At 71.4% G+C, this 15,913-nt stretch carries 16 protein-coding genes; 8 read left to right on the top strand and 8 right to left on the bottom strand.

What is annotated here, in order from left to right:
* The first annotated feature begins 72 nt into the window (after nucleotides 1–72).
* Nucleotides 73–663: an N-acetylmuramoyl-L-alanine amidase gene (locus IF55_RS20285; RefSeq protein WP_030878676.1), complete on the top strand. Its 591-nt coding sequence runs from the start codon at nucleotides 73–75 to the stop codon at nucleotides 661–663.
* A 74-nt stretch (nucleotides 664–737) separates the two neighbouring features.
* Here the strand turns inward: IF55_RS20285 and IF55_RS20280 are convergent, their stop codons facing one another.
* Nucleotides 738–1,523 (bottom strand): helix-turn-helix transcriptional regulator, encoded by a 786-nt coding sequence (locus IF55_RS20280; RefSeq protein ID WP_030878673.1) that lies wholly within the window; start codon nucleotides 1,521–1,523, stop codon nucleotides 738–740.
* Nucleotides 1,524–1,877: 354 nt separating this feature from the next.
* Between IF55_RS20280 and IF55_RS20275 the strand changes: the two genes are divergently transcribed.
* A complete protein-coding gene (locus IF55_RS20275) occupies nucleotides 1,878–2,801 on the top strand; it encodes a 1-aminocyclopropane-1-carboxylate deaminase/D-cysteine desulfhydrase (RefSeq protein ID WP_030878670.1) in 924 nt (307 codons plus the stop codon).
* A gap of 25 nt (nucleotides 2,802–2,826) precedes the next feature.
* Here IF55_RS20275 and IF55_RS20270 read toward each other — a convergent pair whose 3' ends face one another.
* Nucleotides 2,827–4,431, bottom strand: a complete 1,605-nt coding sequence (locus IF55_RS20270) for a Na+/H+ antiporter (RefSeq protein WP_030878668.1) — start codon at nucleotides 4,429–4,431, stop codon at nucleotides 2,827–2,829.
* Nucleotides 4,432–4,569: 138 nt separating this feature from the next.
* On the opposite strand from IF55_RS20270, the gene IF55_RS20265 reads away from it, so the two are divergent.
* The 4 genes from IF55_RS20265 (at nucleotide 4,570) to IF55_RS20250 (ending at nucleotide 6,998) form a co-directional block, all read left to right on the top strand.
* On the top strand, nucleotides 4,570–4,830 hold the full coding sequence (locus IF55_RS20265; protein ID WP_030878666.1) for a UBP-type zinc finger domain-containing protein: 261 nt from the start codon (nucleotides 4,570–4,572) through the stop codon (nucleotides 4,828–4,830).
* Between the two features lie 76 nt (nucleotides 4,831–4,906).
* Nucleotides 4,907–5,452, top strand: a complete 546-nt coding sequence (locus tag IF55_RS20260; protein WP_030878664.1) for a GNAT family N-acetyltransferase — start codon at nucleotides 4,907–4,909, stop codon at nucleotides 5,450–5,452.
* 198 nt (nucleotides 5,453–5,650) lie between these two features.
* A complete protein-coding gene (locus IF55_RS20255) occupies nucleotides 5,651–6,064 on the top strand; it encodes an ATP-binding protein (protein WP_030366270.1) in 414 nt (137 codons plus the stop codon).
* Between the two features lie 16 nt (nucleotides 6,065–6,080).
* Nucleotides 6,081–6,998 (top strand): RNA polymerase sigma factor SigF, encoded by a 918-nt coding sequence (locus IF55_RS20250; protein WP_037963494.1) that lies wholly within the window; start codon nucleotides 6,081–6,083, stop codon nucleotides 6,996–6,998.
* Nucleotides 6,999–7,049: 51 nt separating this feature from the next.
* On the opposite strand, the gene IF55_RS20245 is transcribed toward IF55_RS20250, so the two are convergent.
* Nucleotides 7,050–7,490: a hypothetical protein gene (locus IF55_RS20245; protein ID WP_030878658.1), complete on the bottom strand. Its 441-nt coding sequence runs from the start codon at nucleotides 7,488–7,490 to the stop codon at nucleotides 7,050–7,052.
* A 264-nt stretch (nucleotides 7,491–7,754) separates the two neighbouring features.
* On the opposite strand from IF55_RS20245, the gene IF55_RS20240 reads away from it, so the two are divergent.
* Both IF55_RS20240 and IF55_RS20235 read left to right on the top strand, forming a co-directional pair.
* Nucleotides 7,755–8,723, top strand: coding sequence for a diacylglycerol/lipid kinase family protein (locus IF55_RS20240; protein WP_030878656.1), 969 nt, complete (start codon nucleotides 7,755–7,757; stop codon nucleotides 8,721–8,723).
* Nucleotides 8,724–9,044: 321 nt separating this feature from the next.
* Entirely contained in the window at nucleotides 9,045–9,302 is a 258-nt protein-coding gene (locus IF55_RS20235; RefSeq protein ID WP_004937597.1) for a WhiB family transcriptional regulator, read from the top strand.
* A gap of 135 nt (nucleotides 9,303–9,437) precedes the next feature.
* Here IF55_RS20235 and IF55_RS20230 read toward each other — a convergent pair whose 3' ends face one another.
* The 5 genes from IF55_RS20230 to IF55_RS20210 form a co-directional block, all read right to left on the bottom strand.
* Nucleotides 9,438–10,907, bottom strand: coding sequence for a sensor histidine kinase (locus IF55_RS20230; protein WP_030878651.1), 1,470 nt, complete (start codon nucleotides 10,905–10,907; stop codon nucleotides 9,438–9,440).
* Nucleotides 10,908–11,386: 479 nt separating this feature from the next.
* A complete protein-coding gene (locus IF55_RS20225; RefSeq protein WP_030878649.1) occupies nucleotides 11,387–12,457 on the bottom strand; it encodes an SIS domain-containing protein in 1,071 nt (356 codons plus the stop codon).
* 44 nt (nucleotides 12,458–12,501) lie between these two features.
* Entirely contained in the window at nucleotides 12,502–14,037 is a 1,536-nt protein-coding gene (locus IF55_RS20220; protein ID WP_030878648.1) for a glycoside hydrolase family 3 protein, read from the bottom strand.
* Between the two features lie 9 nt (nucleotides 14,038–14,046).
* Nucleotides 14,047–14,877, bottom strand: coding sequence for a carbohydrate ABC transporter permease (locus IF55_RS20215; RefSeq protein ID WP_030878646.1), 831 nt, complete (start codon nucleotides 14,875–14,877; stop codon nucleotides 14,047–14,049).
* Nucleotides 14,874–15,866, bottom strand: coding sequence for a carbohydrate ABC transporter permease (locus tag IF55_RS20210; RefSeq protein WP_030878644.1), 993 nt, complete (start codon nucleotides 15,864–15,866; stop codon nucleotides 14,874–14,876). Before IF55_RS20210 ends, IF55_RS20215 begins: the two co-directional genes overlap by 4 nt.
* Between the last annotated feature and the right edge of the window lie 47 nt (nucleotides 15,867–15,913).

Raw genomic sequence — 15,913 nt, 5'->3', positions numbered from 1 at the left:
ACTTTCCGGTAGAAGCAGGTCATACGGGTGTACGCGACCGGCGCCCGTCCGCACCGGAGAAAGGAGGCGGCCATGGCCCCACCCATGTCCGCGAGCCGATTCATCGACATTCTCAAGGACGAGGGCATCACCGTCGTGGAGGTCGGCGAGTGGCGCACCCACAACCGCAACAAGCAGGGCGACTGGGGCCCGGTCCACGGCGTCGTCATCCACCACACCGTCACCAAGGGCACCAAGAACACCGTCGACCTCTGCCGCAAGGGCCACGCGGACCTGCCGGGCCCGCTGTGCCACGGCGTCATCGCCAAGGACGGCACCATCCACCTGGTCGGCTACGGCCGCGCCAACCACGCCGGGCGCGGCGACGACGACGTCCTGCGCGCCGTCATCGCCGAGAAACGCCTACCGAACGTCAACGAGGCCAACACCGACGGCAACGTCCACTTCTACGGCTTCGAGTGCGAGAACCTCGGCGACGGCAAAGACCCCTGGCCCGAACCCCAGCTCACCGCCATCGCCAAGGCCGCCGCCGCCATCTGCCGCCACCACGGCTGGACCGAGCGCTCCGTCATCGGCCACCTCGAATGGCAGCCCGGAAAGATAGACCCCAAGGGCTTCACCATGGACTCCCTCCGCGCTCGCGTCCACGACCTCCTCAAATAACCCCCAACCGACCAAGGCGCCCTGCTACCGCCCCGCGGGCGGCGGCCTGACACCCCGCCGCACGCGCCCGCCGGCTAGGAAATCTCCGGCGGGACGCTGTACCGCTCCAGCGTGGCCTTGGACGTGGACGTGTCCATCAGCCGCAGCTCCCACGGGCCGGTGTTGATGTCGAAGTCCTTGCCGAAGCCGACCCACTTCCCGGCCATCCGGCGGCCGGTCGGCTCCACGAGCATCTGCAGCGCCCCGTGGTACGAAGCCCCTTGGTAGTAGCCCTCGCCGGCCGTCTGCTCGGTCCATGTGCCCGTGACCACGCTCTGCTCCACCGTGAGGTCCAGCGACAGCGGTGAGTCCGGGTGGGACGAGGCCCCGCGCAGGGACCGCCCCGTCAGCCGCTTGCCGTGCTGCACGAGGACCACGTAGTGCCTGCCTTCGAGTTCGGCGTCCCGGCCGGAGGAGTAGAACTCGTACCGGGACAGCCACACGCCCCCGTACCTCAGCCCGGCCGCGCGTGACCCGGGCTGAGGCCCCACCGACGCGGCGGCGACGCCCCCGGGGCTCGGCGCCATGTCGTGGCCTCCCCTGCCGTCTCCGCTGACCCTGGCCATCGGCACCGGAAGCGCGAACCCGAGCGCTTCGAGGGGCACCCCGGTGACGCGCTCCAGCGCACGGGCGTACACGGGCCTCGGCGCCCGGCTGATCCCCGCCTCCCAACGCTGCACGAGGCGCTTGCTGGCGTCGTTCGGCTCCCCCAGCTCGCTGCCCGCCCGGCGGAGCGCCTTCGCCAAGTCGTCCTGGCTCAGCCGCAAGCCGATCCGCACAGCGCGCAGGGCGTCATTCGGCACATGCACAGCGATAGTCATGACTTCACGTTAGCCCTGAGACACCGTCAGTGACACCGGTTTGACGCCTATCGAGCGACGCCGGACCGACGCCTACCACGCCGCCGCGCGGGCAGCGGCGCAAGCGCCACGATCCCCCGATGAACCGTGAACCGGCAGCGCCGACGGACCAGGGGTACCGCTTGATGAGCATGGCGGTGTCCCGCGACAGCGGTCGCACCTGGAGCCCTGAACGCGTATTCCGCAGTGGCGGCCCGGCCGTCCCCCTGCTCACCGCCGCCTGGCCGCCGTGCCGGTGCCCCCGGTGCGGGCCCCGGTGAGGCCCCGGCACGGGGTGCCACGCGGTCGTACGGGGGCGGCGGTGAGAATGGGTGGGTGAGTCCGTACCTGGATGTGGAGAGCGCGCTGCGGCCGCGGTTGCCGTCGCCGGTGTGGGAGGTGCGGGACGGGCGGTTCGCGCGGCGGGGGGTGCGGTTGCTGCTGAAGCGGGACGATCTGATCCACCCCGATCTGCCGGGCAACAAGTGGCGGAAGCTGGCGCCCAATCTGCGGGCGGCCGCGGCGGCCGGCCGCCGTACGCTGCTGACCTTCGGCGGGGCCTACTCCAACCACCTGCGCGCCACCGCCGCCGCCGGCCGGCTGCTGGGGTTCGCCACCATCGGCGTCGTACGCGGCGACGAGCTGGCCGGCCGGCCGCTGAATCCCTCCCTCGCCCAGTGCGCCGCCGACGGCATGCGGCTGGTGTTCGTCAGTCGCGGTACGTACCGCCGAAAGGCCGAGCCCGCGGTGCTGGCGGAGCTGCTGGACGCCGCCGCACCCGGCGAGGAGTGCTTCGTCATACCCGAGGGCGGCAGCAACGCCGCCGCCGCGGCCGGCTGCCTCTCGCTCGGACGGGAGCTGCGCGGCGTCGCCGACGTCGTCGCGGTCGCCTGCGGCACGGGCGGCACCCTCGCCGGCCTCGCCGCCGGACTCGCGGGCGCCGGGTCCGCCATAGGCTTCCCCGTGCTGCGCGGCGGCTTCCTCGCCGACGAGGTCGAAAGCCTCCAGCGCGCCGCCTTCGGCTCGCGCTGCGGCGACTGGCGGCTCGACGAGCGCTTCCACTGCGGCGGCTACGCCAAGCGCTCCGCGGGCCTCGACGCCTTCACCGACGACTTCGCCGCCCGGCACGGCCTCCCCCTGGACCGCGTATACGTCGCCAAGGCGCTCTACGGCCTGACGACCCTGGCCGAGGAGAGCGCCTTCCCCCGGGGCACGACCCTGGCGGCCGTCATCACGGGGCACGGGGACACAGCCCCGTAGAAGAAGTCCCGAAGCGGCGGTCCCGCTACTCCGCCGTCTCCTCCTCCCGATACGCCGCGGCCTCCTCCAGGTCCAGCCGCCGCAGCAGCGTGCGCAGCATCTCGTCGTCGATGCGCCGCGCGTCCCGCAGCTCCACGAAGACCCGCCGCTCCGCGCCGATCATCTCCCGGGCCAGCCGCCGGTACGTCTCGTCGGCGGACTCCCCCGTGGTCTCGTTGACCGTGCCGAGCCGCTCCCACACGGCATTGCGGCGGCGGTCCATGACGGTGCGGAGGCGGTCGGCGAGGGGCTGCGGGAGGGCGTTGCGGTCGTCGGCGAGGAGTTCGGCGAGCCGGCGCTCGGCGGCGGTGGATGCCTCGTTCTGGGCCTGGGCCTCGGCCAGGGTCTCGGCCTGTACGTCGCGGCCGGGGATCTTCAGGCCGCGGATCAGGGTGGGCAGGGTGAGGCCCTGGACGACGAGCGTGGCGATCACCGTGGTGAACGTCAGGAACAGCACCAGGTTGCGCGCCGGGAAGTCGGTGTCCTCGTGCGTGGTGAGCGGGATGGAGAAGGCGATGGCGAGGGAGACCACGCCGCGCATCCCGGCCCAGCCGACGATCACCGGCGCCGTCCAGTTGGTGTCGGGTTCGCGTTCGCGTACGCGGGCGGACAGGGCCCGCGGCAGGAACGTGGCGGGGAAGACCCAGACGAAGCGGGCCGCGACGACCGCGAGGAAGACGGCCGCCGCGTACCAGACGGCCTCGGCGACCCCGTACTCGCCGAGGCCGCGGAGCACGACCCGCAACTGGAGGCCGATCAGCGCGAAGACGGAGGACTCCAGGACGAAGGCGACCATCTTCCAGACCGCCGCCTCCTGGAGCCTGGTCGCGAAGTCGACCTGCCAGGAGTGGTGGCCGAGGTAGAGGCCGACGGTCACGACGGCGAGCACCCCGGACGCCTCGAACCGCTCGGCGGCCGCGTACGCGACGAAGGGGATGAGCAGCGAGAGCGTGTTCTGGAGCAGGGGTTCGCGCAGCCGCTTGCGCAGCCAGTGCAGCGGCCCCATCAGGACGAGGCCGACGCCGATGCCGCCGACCGCCGCGAGCGCGAACTCCTTGACGCCCTCGCCCCAGGTGGCCCCCTCCCCGACCGCCGCGGCCAGCGCCACCTTGTACGCGGTGATCGCGGTGGCGTCGTTCACCAGGGACTCGCCCTGGAGGATCGTGGTGATCCGCGAGGGCAGCCGCAGCCGGCGCGCGATGGCGGTGGCGGCGACCGCGTCCGGCGGGGCGATCACCGCGCCGAGCACCAGTGCGACGGTGAGCGGCAGGTCCGGCACCACGAGGTAGGCGACGTAGCCGACGGCCACGGCCGCGAAGAGGACGTAGCCGACGGAGAGCAGCGCGACGGGCCGCAGGTTGGCCCGCAGGTCCAGGTACGAGCTGTCGAGCGCGGCGGTGTGCAGGAGCGGCGGGAGCAGCAGCGGCAGCACGATCTCGGGGTCGAGCGTGTAGTCCGGCGTGCCCGGTACGTACGAGGCGGCGAGCCCGACGGCGACCAGCAGCAGCGGTGCGGGCACGGGCCCCCGGCGGGCCACCCCCGCCACGGCCGCGCTGACCGCGACGAGCATCAGCAGTGGCATCACGTCCATCGAGCTACGCACCCATCCTGATCATGTGCTGTTACGGCTCCTTCTCGTGCGGGAGGCCGTACGGGACGGCCCTACGAGGTGTCGTGCGGGGCGGCGTACGGGCGGCCGTGTCCGCCCACCCGATCTAACCTGGTCATCATGAGCGAGTGCCCCCATGTTCCCGAGCTGCCGCGCCCCGAGCCGGCCCCGCTGAACGACACCTGTCCGGAGTGCCTGGCGGCGGGCAGCCATCCCGTGCAGTTGCGGCTGTGCCTGGTGTGCGGGCACGTCGGCTGCTGCGACTCCTCCCCGTTCCGGCATGCCACGGGGCACTTCGAGGAGACCGGGCACCCGGTGATGCGCAGCTTCGAGCCGGGCGAGACGTGGCGCTGGTGCTTCGTGGACCAGCGGATCGTCTGAGGCCGCCGGCGGCCCCTGGGGCCCCCGCTCCGCGAGCGCCGATCGCGTTGTCGGACCGTCCGGTTAGCATGCACTCATGATCCGAGCCGCCGTCCCCGCCGACGTACCCGTCATTCACGCGATGATCCGCGAACTCGCCGCGTACGAACGGGCCCTGGAGGACGCGCGGGCGAGTGCGGAACAGCTTCGCGAAGCGCTCTTCGGGGAGCATCCCGCGGTCTTCGCTCTGGTTGCGGAGAGCGACGAAAACGGCGCGGGCGCGGACGGCGTTCCGGCCCAACCGGTCGGCTTCGCGCTGTGGTTCCGTAACTATTCGACGTGGACGGGCACGCACGGTATCTACCTGGAGGATCTCTACGTGCGGCCGGAATCGCGCGGTGGAGGTCACGGAAAGGCGCTTCTGGCCGCGCTCGCGCGTATCTGCGTCGAGCGTGGGTATCAGCGTTTCGAATGGTCAGTGCTGGATTGGAACGAACCGTCGATCGACTTCTACCGGGCCATGGGCGCCGAGCCGATGGACGGCTGGACCGTACAACGGTTGTCCGGGGAGCCGCTCCACGCTCTCGCGGCGATAGCGGAGAGTGACGGAAACGCCAACAGGACGACTTCTCTTTCGATTTGAGGCCGCAGACCCCTAGCCACTGTCCGTACTCATGGGCTTACCATGAGTGACAGCCGCGGGGCTGCGGCACCGCGACCCGGATCGCGATAGCGTCGCGGGCGAACCATGTGCCGCGCCGGCTCCCCAGTCTCCGTCACGAGGACTGCGGGACCGGCGCTCGTAACAGCTCAACAAGCTTGTGCCACCTTGGAGGTGAGGGTGTCCCCTATCGCAGGCGAGCCCGGGACTCAGGACTTCGTGGAAGTCCGGCTGCCCGCTGCGGGTGCCTACCTGTCGGTACTGCGAACGGCGACGGCCGGCCTCGCAGCCCGTTTGGATTTCACTCTCGACGAGATCGAGGACCTGCGCATCGCCGTCGACGAGGCGTGCGCGATCCTGCTGCAACAAGCCGTTCCCGGCTCCGTTCTGAGCTGCGTCTTCCGCCTGGTCGGGGACGCGCTTCGGGTGACCGTCTCGGCGCCCACCACGGACGGCCGCGCCCCCGAGCGCGACACCTTCGCCTGGACGGTGCTCTCCGCGCTGGCCGGCGAGGTCGACTCGACGGTCGCCGACGACCGTACGGTCAGCATCAGCCTGCACAAGAAGCGCGGCGCAGGTCCCGGACAGCCGTGACAGAAGAGGGGGCTCCGTGAGTACTGCATCATCGCGGGGAGTGCGCGCCCCGGGCATCCCGCAACAGCCTGCCCGGCCGCACCCGGCGGACGTGGAGCCGGAGCAGCCCGGCGACCGACCAGAGCGGGCGGACCACATGGATCAGCACCAGCACCAGACGTGGCACCAGCACCACGACCCCCATGATCGCAGTGGTGCGCGAGCGCTCTTCTTCGAACTGCGGGAGCTTCCGGTGGGCTCGCCCGAGCGGGCCGAGCTGCGCAACCACCTCGTGCGGCTGCATCTGCCGCTGGTGGAGCACCTGGCGCGGCGATTCCGCAATCGGGGGGAGCCGCTGGACGACCTGACCCAGGTCGCCACGATCGGTCTGATCAAGTCCGTGGACCGGTTCGACCCGGACCGCGGCGTGGAGTTCTCCACGTACGCGACGCCCACGGTCGTCGGCGAGATCAAGCGGCACTTCCGGGACAAGGGCTGGGCGGTGCGGGTGCCGCGCCGGCTCCAGGAGCTGCGCCTCGCCCTGACCACGGCGACCGCCGAGCTGTCCCAGCAGCACGGCCGCGCGCCGACGGTGCACGAGCTGGCCGAGCGGCTGAGCATCTCCGAGGAGGAGGTGCTGGAGGGGCTGGAGTCGGCCAATGCCTACAGCACCCTCTCCCTGGATGTGCCGGACACCGACGACGAGTCCCCGGCCGTCGCGGACACCCTGGGGGCGGAGGACGAGGCGCTGGAGGGCGTCGAGTACCGCGAGTCCCTCAAGCCGCTGCTGGAGGACCTGCCGCCGCGCGAGAAGAAGATCCTGCTGCTCCGCTTCTTCGGCAATATGACGCAGTCGCAGATCGCCCAGGAGGTCGGCATCTCGCAGATGCACGTCTCGCGGCTGCTCGCCCGGACGCTCGCGCAGCTCCGCGACAAGCTGCTCGTGGAGGAGTGACCCGGGCTCGCGGGAAACCCCGGCCGCCCCTCGGGGCGGCCTTGAGCCGGGCTACGCGTCGCGGGGGCCGATGCCCAGCGCTTCGGTGGCCGTCGGATTGACCAGCAAGACCAGGACGACCACGGCGACGGCGGCGAGCACCGCTCCGACGGCGATCAGCGCGCCGCCGTTGCTGATGAGCGTCCAGGCGACGGGCAGCGACAGCAGTTGCGTGATCATCGCGGGGCCGCGGCTCCAGCGCCGCCGCAGCAGCAGCCCGCGCGCGGCGATCAGCGGCAGCGCGGCCAGGACGAGCACGGTCACCCCGCCCGTCTCCGCCTGCATCCGGTTGTCGGGGTCGCCCACCAGCCCCATGACCAGCATGTAGATGCCGAGGCCGGCGAGGGCCACGCCTTCGACGGCGGCGAGCGCCGCCGCCGCGGTCAGCCGGGCCGGTCGCGGGCCGGCCGGCGCGGGGGCTGGGGCGGCGTTGGGGCTCTGCTTGGGACTCACCCCTGAAGGGTAGCCCGCCGGGCCCGCGCGGGGCCCTCCAGGGAGTGCGCCGCCGGGCTCCGTACGCCCGGCGCGGGCCGCGTCCGTACGGGCCGGTGGGCCGGGCTGTGTACGGCCGCGAGGCCCGTTCCGTACGCCCGGCGCGGCCGCGTCCGTACGGGCGGGGCGCGGGCGGCGGGAGCGGGGGCTGGGGCGGGCCGGTAGCCGGGTGGCGGGATGGGCCAGGAGCGGGACACATACCCCCAGGTAGGTAGTCTGGCGCCCATGCGCGCGCTTCTCGTGGTCAATCCGTCGGCAACCACCACCAGTGCCCGCACCCGCGATGTCCTGGTGCACGCGCTCGCCAGCGACCTGAAGCTGGAGGTCGCGACCACCGAGTACCGGGGGCACGCCCGCGACCTCGCGCGCCGGGCCGCCGAGGACGGCAACACCGAGCTGGTGGTGGCGCTCGGCGGCGACGGCACGGTGAACGAGGTCGTCAACGGCCTGCTGAGCGGCGGCCCCGATCCGGCGGGCCTGCCCCGGCTCGCCGTGGTCCCCGGCGGTTCCACCAATGTCTTCGCCCGCGCGCTGGGGCTGCCCAACGACGTCGTGGAGGCGACCGGCGCGCTGCTGAACGCGCTGCGCGAGGGCACCGAGCGCACGGTCGGCCTCGGCCTCGCGTCCGGAACTCCGGGGACGGACGACGAGGGCGTCCCGGAACGCTGGTTCACCTTCTGCGCGGGTCTGGGATTCGACGCCGGGGTGATCGGGCGGGTGGAACAGCAGCGGGAGCGCGGCAAGCGTTCGACCCATGCCCTGTACGCACGACAGGTGTTGCGGCAATTCCTGGGCGAGGCGAACCGCCGGCACGGCACCATCACCCTCGAACGGCCGGGCGAGGATCCGGTCGAGGATCTCGTGGTGTCGATAATCTGCAATACCTCGCCGTGGACGTATTTCGGCAGCAGGCCGGTTTACGCCACCCCCGAGGCGTCCTTCGACACCGCCCTTGACCTGCTCGGATTCGCCAAGTTGTCGACTCCTGCGGCGACTCGGTACGTGGCCCAGTTGATGACGTCAACGCCGGAGCGCGGCCCGCGCGGCAAGCATGTGGTGGGGCTGCACGACTTGACGGCCTTCACCTTGCATTCCCAGGTGCCACTGCCCTTCCAGATGGACGGCGACCACCTGGGACTGCGAACGAGTGTGACGTTCACAGGCGTACGCCGGGCACTGCGTGTGATTGTGTGAGTGGTAGGGCCTAAAGTCCTTCCACTCGAACGTTTAGGCTGGGTTCCACCCACTGGAAGTACGGCTGTGACCTAGCCGACACCGAGGAATCCAAAAAAACTTTCCGGAAGGGGTTGTATCCGTCGCCGAGGTTTGCGACTCTCTTCATGGCGATCGGGACGGCCGCTCATCACCGGCCCCCTTGAGAGCCCGAACCCCCTCCTCTTTTCTAGGACCACACGCGTTCTTCGACGTGGCGTCGGCCCTTCATTCGCGGGGGGATTCGTGAAAGCGTTCACATTCACAAGCGACGTACCCGCAATACGAGGAGAGGTAGCAGCCATGGACTGGCGTCACAACGCCGTTTGTCGTGAGGAAGACCCGGAGCTGTTCTTCCCCATCGGCAACACCGGTCCTGCGCTGCTGCAGATCGAGGAAGCCAAGGCCGTCTGCCGCCGCTGCCCCGTCATGGAGCAGTGCCTGCAGTGGGCGCTTGAGTCCGGCCAGGACTCCGGCGTCTGGGGTGGCCTCAGCGAGGACGAGCGCCGCGCGATGAAGCGCCGCGCCGCTCGCAACCGGGCGCGTAACGCTACCGCCTGACGACGCCCCTCGGCCCCCGAGCCGCAGCGCGCAGTACCCCCGATGCGCACAGCAACGTGAGTTGTGGAGCCCCGGACCGTATCCACGGTCCGGGGCTCAGTGCTGTGCGCCGCGACCGTTCAGCGGTGCGGCTTCTCAGCGTTTCTCGCCGCGCACCGGGAAGTCGAGGATGACGCGCGTGCCCCGCTCGGGCGCGGGCACCATGTCGAACTTCCCGCCCAACTCGCCCTCCACCAGCGTCCGTACGATCTGGAGCCCGAGGTTCCCGGCGCGCTGGGCGTCGAAGCCCGGCGGCAGGCCGCGCCCGTCGTCCTGCACCGTGACCCGCAGCCGCGCGTCCTCGCGGGCGGCGGAGCGTACCGCCAGCACCTCGACCGTGCCCTGCTCCCCCGGGCCGAAGCCGTGCTCCAGGGCGTTCTGCAGGACCTCCGTGAGCACCATGGACAGCGGGGTGGCGACCTCGGCGTCGAGGACGCCGAAGCGGCCGGTGCGCCGGCCGGTCACCTTGCCCGGGGCGATCTCGGCGACCATGGCCAGCACGCGGTCGGCGATCTCGTCGAACTCCACCCGCTCGTCCAGATTCTGGGACAGCGTCTCGTGCACGATGGCGATCGAGCCGACCCGGCGGACCGCCTCCTCCAGGGCGTCCCGCCCCTCCCCCGAGCCGATCCGGCGGGCCTGGAGGCGCAGCAGCGCGGCGACGGTCTGAAGGTTGTTCTTGACCCGGTGGTGGATCTCCCGGATGGTCGCATCCTTGGTGATCAATTCGCGTTCGCGACGGCGCAGTTCGGTGACGTCGCGCAGCAGCACCAGCGAACCGATGTGGTTGCCCTTCGGTTTGAGCGGGATGGCGCGCAGTTGAATGACGCCCTCCTCGCCCTCGACCTCGAACTCGCGCGGCGCCCAGCCGCTGGCGAGCTTGGCCAGCCCCTCGTCGACGGGGCCCCGGGCGGGGGCCAACTCGGCGGTCGTCTCGCCCAGATGGTGGCCCACGAGGTCGGCGGCGAGGCCGAGCCGGTGGTAGGCGGAGAGCGCGTTGGGGCTGGCGTACTGCACGATGCCGTCGGCGTCGAGGCGGATCAGGCCGTCGCCGGCGCGCGGCGAGGCGTCCATGTCGACCTGCTGGCCGGGGAAGGGGAACGCGCCCGCGGCGATCATCTGGGCGAGGTCGGAGGCGCTCTGGAGGTAGGTCAGCTCCAGCCGGCTCGGGGTCCGTACGGTCAGCAGGTTGGTGTTGCGGGCGATGACCCCGAGCACCCGGCCCTCGCGCCGGACCGGGATGGACTCGACGCGTACGGGCACCTCCTCGCGCCACTCCGGGTCGCCCTCGCGGACGATCCGGCCCTCGTCGAGCGCGGCGTCCAGCATGGGCCGGCGGCCGCGCGGCACCAGGTGGCCGACCATGTCGTCCTGGTACGAGGTGGGCCCCGTGTTGGGCCGCATCTGGGCCACGGAGACGTACCGCGTGCCGTCGAGGGTGGGGACCCACAGGACGAGATCGGCGAAGGAGAGGTCGGAGAGGAGCTGCCACTCGGAGACCAGCAGGTGCAGCCACTCCAGGTCGGAGTCGCTGAGGGCGGTGTGCTGGCGGACCAGGTCGTTCATGGAAGGCACGGCTGTGAGCGTACCCGCGTTCCCATGGGAGGCCGTTGTCGGCGGCTGTCCCGGTACGGTCGCCGAGGCGCCGGACCGCCGGGCCGCCGGCCGCCGGAGTCGCCGGGGCGCGGGATCTTCCGCGTACGGGCCCGCATTACTCGGGCGTACGCATAGACAGCGGCGAATGGTCTAGTCCACAATGGTCTGGTAAAGCCTCCGCTCTCCCCGCACAGGAGGGCGGATCGAGGACCGTGGCGCTCTCTGCCCTGACCGCGTCCCGGACCTCAGTCGGCCTCACCGGCCGCGGGGCCCGCACACCTCGCGCCACCGGTCGGCCGATGTCTGCTCCGGGCTGCGGTGCCGGTCGGGTTGAGGGTCCCGTCCTGGCGCCGCGGCCCGAAGTGTTTTCACGACGGCGAGAGCCCACTTCGGCGCGACAGGGCCCCTCACCCGGCGGGTGAGGGGCCCTGTCGTGCGTGCGTACGGGCTCAGCGGGTCTCGGTGACCTTGGCCAGCGCGCGGGGGGCATCCGGGTCCTGGCCGCGGGCGATGGTGACCTCGTAGGCCAGGAGCTGGAGCGGGAGGATCTCCAGGATCGGCTGGAGCTCCTCGGGGACGCCGTCGGTGGGCAGGGCGAAGCCCGCGGACGCCTTGGCGACCTCGGCCTCGTCGCCGATGACCACGAGGTCCGCGCCCCGGCCGCGCAGCCGCTCCAGGACCGGCTGGAGCGCCTCGCCGCCCTTGCCGTCGGTGACGATCGCGATGACCGGCGAGATGGCGTCGATCATGGCGAGCGGGCCGTGCAGCAGGTCCGCGCCGGAGTAGGAGAGCGCCGGGATGTAGCTGGTCTCCATCAGCTTCAGCGCGGCCTCCTTCGCGGTCGGGTAGCCGTAGCCGCGCGAGGTCAGGACCATCCGCTCCGCGAAGCGGTAGCGGCCGGCGAGCTGCTTGACCTCCGCGCCGCGGGCCAGGATGCGCTGGGCCAGGTCGGGCAGGGCCGCCGCCGCGGCGCCGTCGCCGCCCCGCAGCCCCTCGACGAAGAGGTAGAGGGAGAGCAGTTCGGCGGTGTACGTCTTGGTGGCGGGGAGCGCCTTCTCCGGGCCCGCCAGCACGTCGATGTGGAACTCGGAGACCGCGGCCAGCTCCGACTCGGCGTTGTTGGTGACCGCCAGCGTGATCGCGCCGGCCTCGCGGGCCGCCTTGGTGGAGGCCACCAGGTCCGGCGAGCCGCCGGACTGGGAGACCGTGATGACCAGCACGTCGGTGAGGTCCGGCTGGGCGCCGTACGCCGTCGTGGTGGACATCGAGGTGAGGCCGCACGGGATGCCGAGCCGCACCTCCAGCAGGTACTTCGCGTACAGCGCCGCGTTGTCGGAGGTGCCGCGCGCGGTCAGGAGGACGAACCGCGGCTTCTTCGCGGCGACGGCCTCGGCGATCTCCCGGATCTTCGGCCCGCCCTCGTCGAGGATGCGGCGCAGCACCGCGGGCTGCTCGACGATTTCGCCGGACATGATCCGGCCCGGCTGCTCGCTGTGCCGATCGGGGATCGTGGCGGACATGCTGGGTGCCTCCAAATGGCTGTGTTGCGTACGAACCACGGGGCTCAGCGTCCGGCGCCCTTGCCGACGATGACCTCCGCGGCGGCCCGTCCGCAGACGCGGGCGGCCCCGTGAGTCGCGATGTGCGGCGCTCCGGCGGGCGGCGCCTGGGGCACGCCCATCTCGACGACGGCCGTGTCCGGCCGGGCGGCGAGGAGGGCTTCCAGTGCGTCGGCCATCCAGGGGTGCCGGTGGACGTCGCGTACCACTGCGACGATCCTACGTTCCCCGGCTGCGTCGAGCACATTTGCGATCGTCTTGGGCGTCCCCTGCGCGGCGGCGAGTTCGCCGTCGTACGTCCCGGTCGCGGTGCCCGGCAGGAGTTCGGCGAGTTCGGCGCCGGGCCCCCAGGGCGTCTCGTCGCCGACGGCGATGTTGGCGACGGGCGTGAAGGCGGCGACGTACGCGGGCCCGGTGACCGGTTCGTACGCGCCGGTGATCCGCAGCGCGCGGCGGGCGGCGACGAGCCCGACCTCGGGGGCGGGCGCGGTCCCCTCCTGCCCCACCGCGCCCGCCTCCGAGGTCCAGCGCGCCAGGGCGCGCACCCGGGCCGCGGCGTCGGCGAGCCGCTCCTCGGGCAGTTCCCCGGCGCGTACGGCCGCGACGAGCGCGTCGCGCAGCCGCAGCACGGTGTCCCCGTCGGCGGTGTTGCCGCCGACGCAGATGGCGTCGGCGCCCGCGGCGAGGGCGAGCACGCTGCCGTGCTCGATGCCGTAGGTGCCGGCGATGGCGTGCATCTCCATGCCGTCGGTGACGATCAGCCCGTCGAAGCCGAGGCCGCCCTCGCTCTCGGGGGCGCGCAGCAGGCCGTGCAGCGTGGTCGGGCTGAGGGTGGCCGGCAGGCTCGGGTCGAGCGCGGGCAGCAGGATGTGGGCGCTCATCACGGACTTGGTGCCGGCCGCGATGGCGGCCCGGAACGGCGTCAGCTCGCGGGCGTAGAGGGTGCCGAGGTCGGCGCCGATGCGCGGCATGTCGTGGTGCGAGTCGACGGTGGTGTCGCCGTGGCCGGGGAAGTGCTTGGTGCAGGCGGCGACGCCGGCGGACTGCATCCCGTCGACGTAGGCCGCGGTGTGCCGGGCGACGAGGTGCGGGTCGGCGCCGAAGGAGCGGACGCCGATGACCGGGTTGCCGGGGTTGGAGTTGACGTCGGCGGACGGCGCCCAGTTGAGGTTGACGCCGCACTCGGCGAGCCGGCGGCCCAGCTCGCGGGCGACGGCCCGGGTGAGCTGGGGGTCGTCGACGGCGCCGAGCGCGAAGTTGCCGGGGAAGGAGGAGCCGGTACGGACCTCCAGCCGGGTCACGTCGCCGCCCTCCTCGTCGATGGCGACGAGGATGTCGGGGCGTTCGGCGCGGAGCCGCGCGGTGAGGGCGGCGAGTTGCTCGGGCGTGGCGACGTTGCGGCCGAACAGGGCGACGGAGGCGAGCCCCTCACCGATCCTGCGCAGCAGCCAGTCCGGGGCCTCGGTGCCGGTGAAGCCGGGTTGCAGGACGGTGAGCGCGTCTCGGGTCAGGGTGTCGGTGTCGCGTGCGAGTGTCGTCATGGGCGAGCGTTATCCCTTCACTGCGCCGGAGGTGAGTCCGCCGACCGCCCTGCGCTGCAGGATCAGGAAGACGACGAGGATGGGGACGGCGAAGAGGGAGGAGGCGGCCATGGTGGCGCCCCAGTCGTCGCCGAAGGTGGTGCGGAATCCGGTGAGCCAGACCGGGAGGGTCTGGGCGGAGGGGTCCTTGCTGAGGATGAGGACGAGCGGGAACTCGTTCCAGGCGGTGATGAAGCCGAACAGCGAGGTGGACATCAGGCCGGGGGCCAGCAGCGGGAAGACGACCTTGACGAAGGCCTGCCGGCGGGTGCAGCCGTCGACCATGGCGGACTCCTCCAGCTCCTTGGGCACGGCGGCGATGAAGCCGCGCAGCGTCAGGATGGTGAAGGGCAGCACCATGATCGTGTAGAAGGCGGTGAGCGGCACCAGGCTGTTGAGCATGTCCGCGTCGCGCACCACCAGGTAGATGGCGATGACCATGACCTCCCAGGGGGCCATCTGCGCCATCATCATGACCAGGATGGTGCTCTTGCGTCCCTTGAAGCGCATACGGGCGATCGCGAAGGACGCGGAGACGCCGATGACCAGCGAGAAGAGGACGGCGAGCACGGTGACGGTGAAGGAGTTGCCGACCAGCGTCCAGAAGCCGTCGGCGTTCATGGCCTTGGCGAAGTGCTCGAAGGTCGGGCTGGTCGGGAACCAGACCGGGACCTCGCTGATGACGTCCTTGTTCTGCTTGAAGGCCGTGGCGAACATCCAGTAGACGGGGAACACCAGGCCGATGAAGAGAACGACCGCGGTCGCTCCCGGCCAGACGCGGCCCAGAAGTGAGCGCCTCACAGCTCGTCCTCCTCTTGCTTCAAGACGATGCGGAAGTAATACGCCATCAGCGCCAGCAGGATCAGGATGGTGAGGATGGAGATGGCCGCGCCCACTCCGAAGTGCTGGCTGCCCATGCCCTCCACGAACGCGTGCACGGGCAGGGTCTCGGTGAGGTGGTCGGGGCCGCCCTGGTTGATGGCGTAGACCTGCGGGAACGCCTTGAAGACCCAGATGATCTCCAGGAACGTGGTGGCCAGGAAGAAGGGCCGCAGCATCGGGAACGTCACCGAGGTGAAGCTCTTCCAGGCGCCGGCGCCGTCCAGCGACGCGGCCTCGTACAGCTCCTTGGAGATGGTGGTCGTCGCCGCGTAGAGGTTGAAGGCGACGAAGGGCACCGACTGCCAGACGATCAGCACGATGATGACGAAGAACGTCGAGAGCTGGTCGCCGATCCAGTTGTAGTGGGCCATCGAGTGCCAGCCGAGCTGGTCCAGGACGTAGTTGACGACGCCGTAGCGCGCGTCGAAGAGCCACTGGAAGACGGTGGTCGCGGCGATGACGGGCATGGCCCAGGCGAGCGCGAGGCCGAGCATCAGCAGCAGCCGCATCCTCTTGCCGAGCCGGGCGAGGAGCAGCCCGATCAGGGACCCGATCAGCATGATCAGGAAGACGTTGACGGCGGTGAACAGGACGGTCCGGAGCACGACGCTCCAGAAGTCCGAACTGCCGAGCTGCCCGGAGTAGTTGTCGAACCCGGTCCACTCCGTGACGTGCTGGATGAGCTGGCGCGGATTGAGGTTCTGGAACGAGATGAGGCCGTTGTTGACCAGCGGCCAGCCGAGCAGTACGACGGTGACCAGGGCCGCCGGCAGGATCAGGAGATACGGCGCCGCGCCGCCTCTCGCGCCCTGTCCGGTGCCGCGGGCGCGCTTGCCCGGTGGTGGCCCGGCGCTCCCGGCCCCAGGGGCGACGAGGTCCGCGGGGACCTCTTTCGACTCGATGGACATGGGGTTCTTCTTCCTGCGCCGAGCGCGCCGTGCGTGGTCGTACCAGG

This window comes from Streptomyces varsoviensis, from assembly GCF_000718635.1.
In the GTDB taxonomy this organism is placed as follows: domain Bacteria; phylum Actinomycetota; class Actinomycetes; order Streptomycetales; family Streptomycetaceae; genus Streptomyces; species Streptomyces varsoviensis.
Note: the sequence above shows the minus strand (reverse complement) of the source record. Positions and strands in the feature narration are given on the sequence as shown.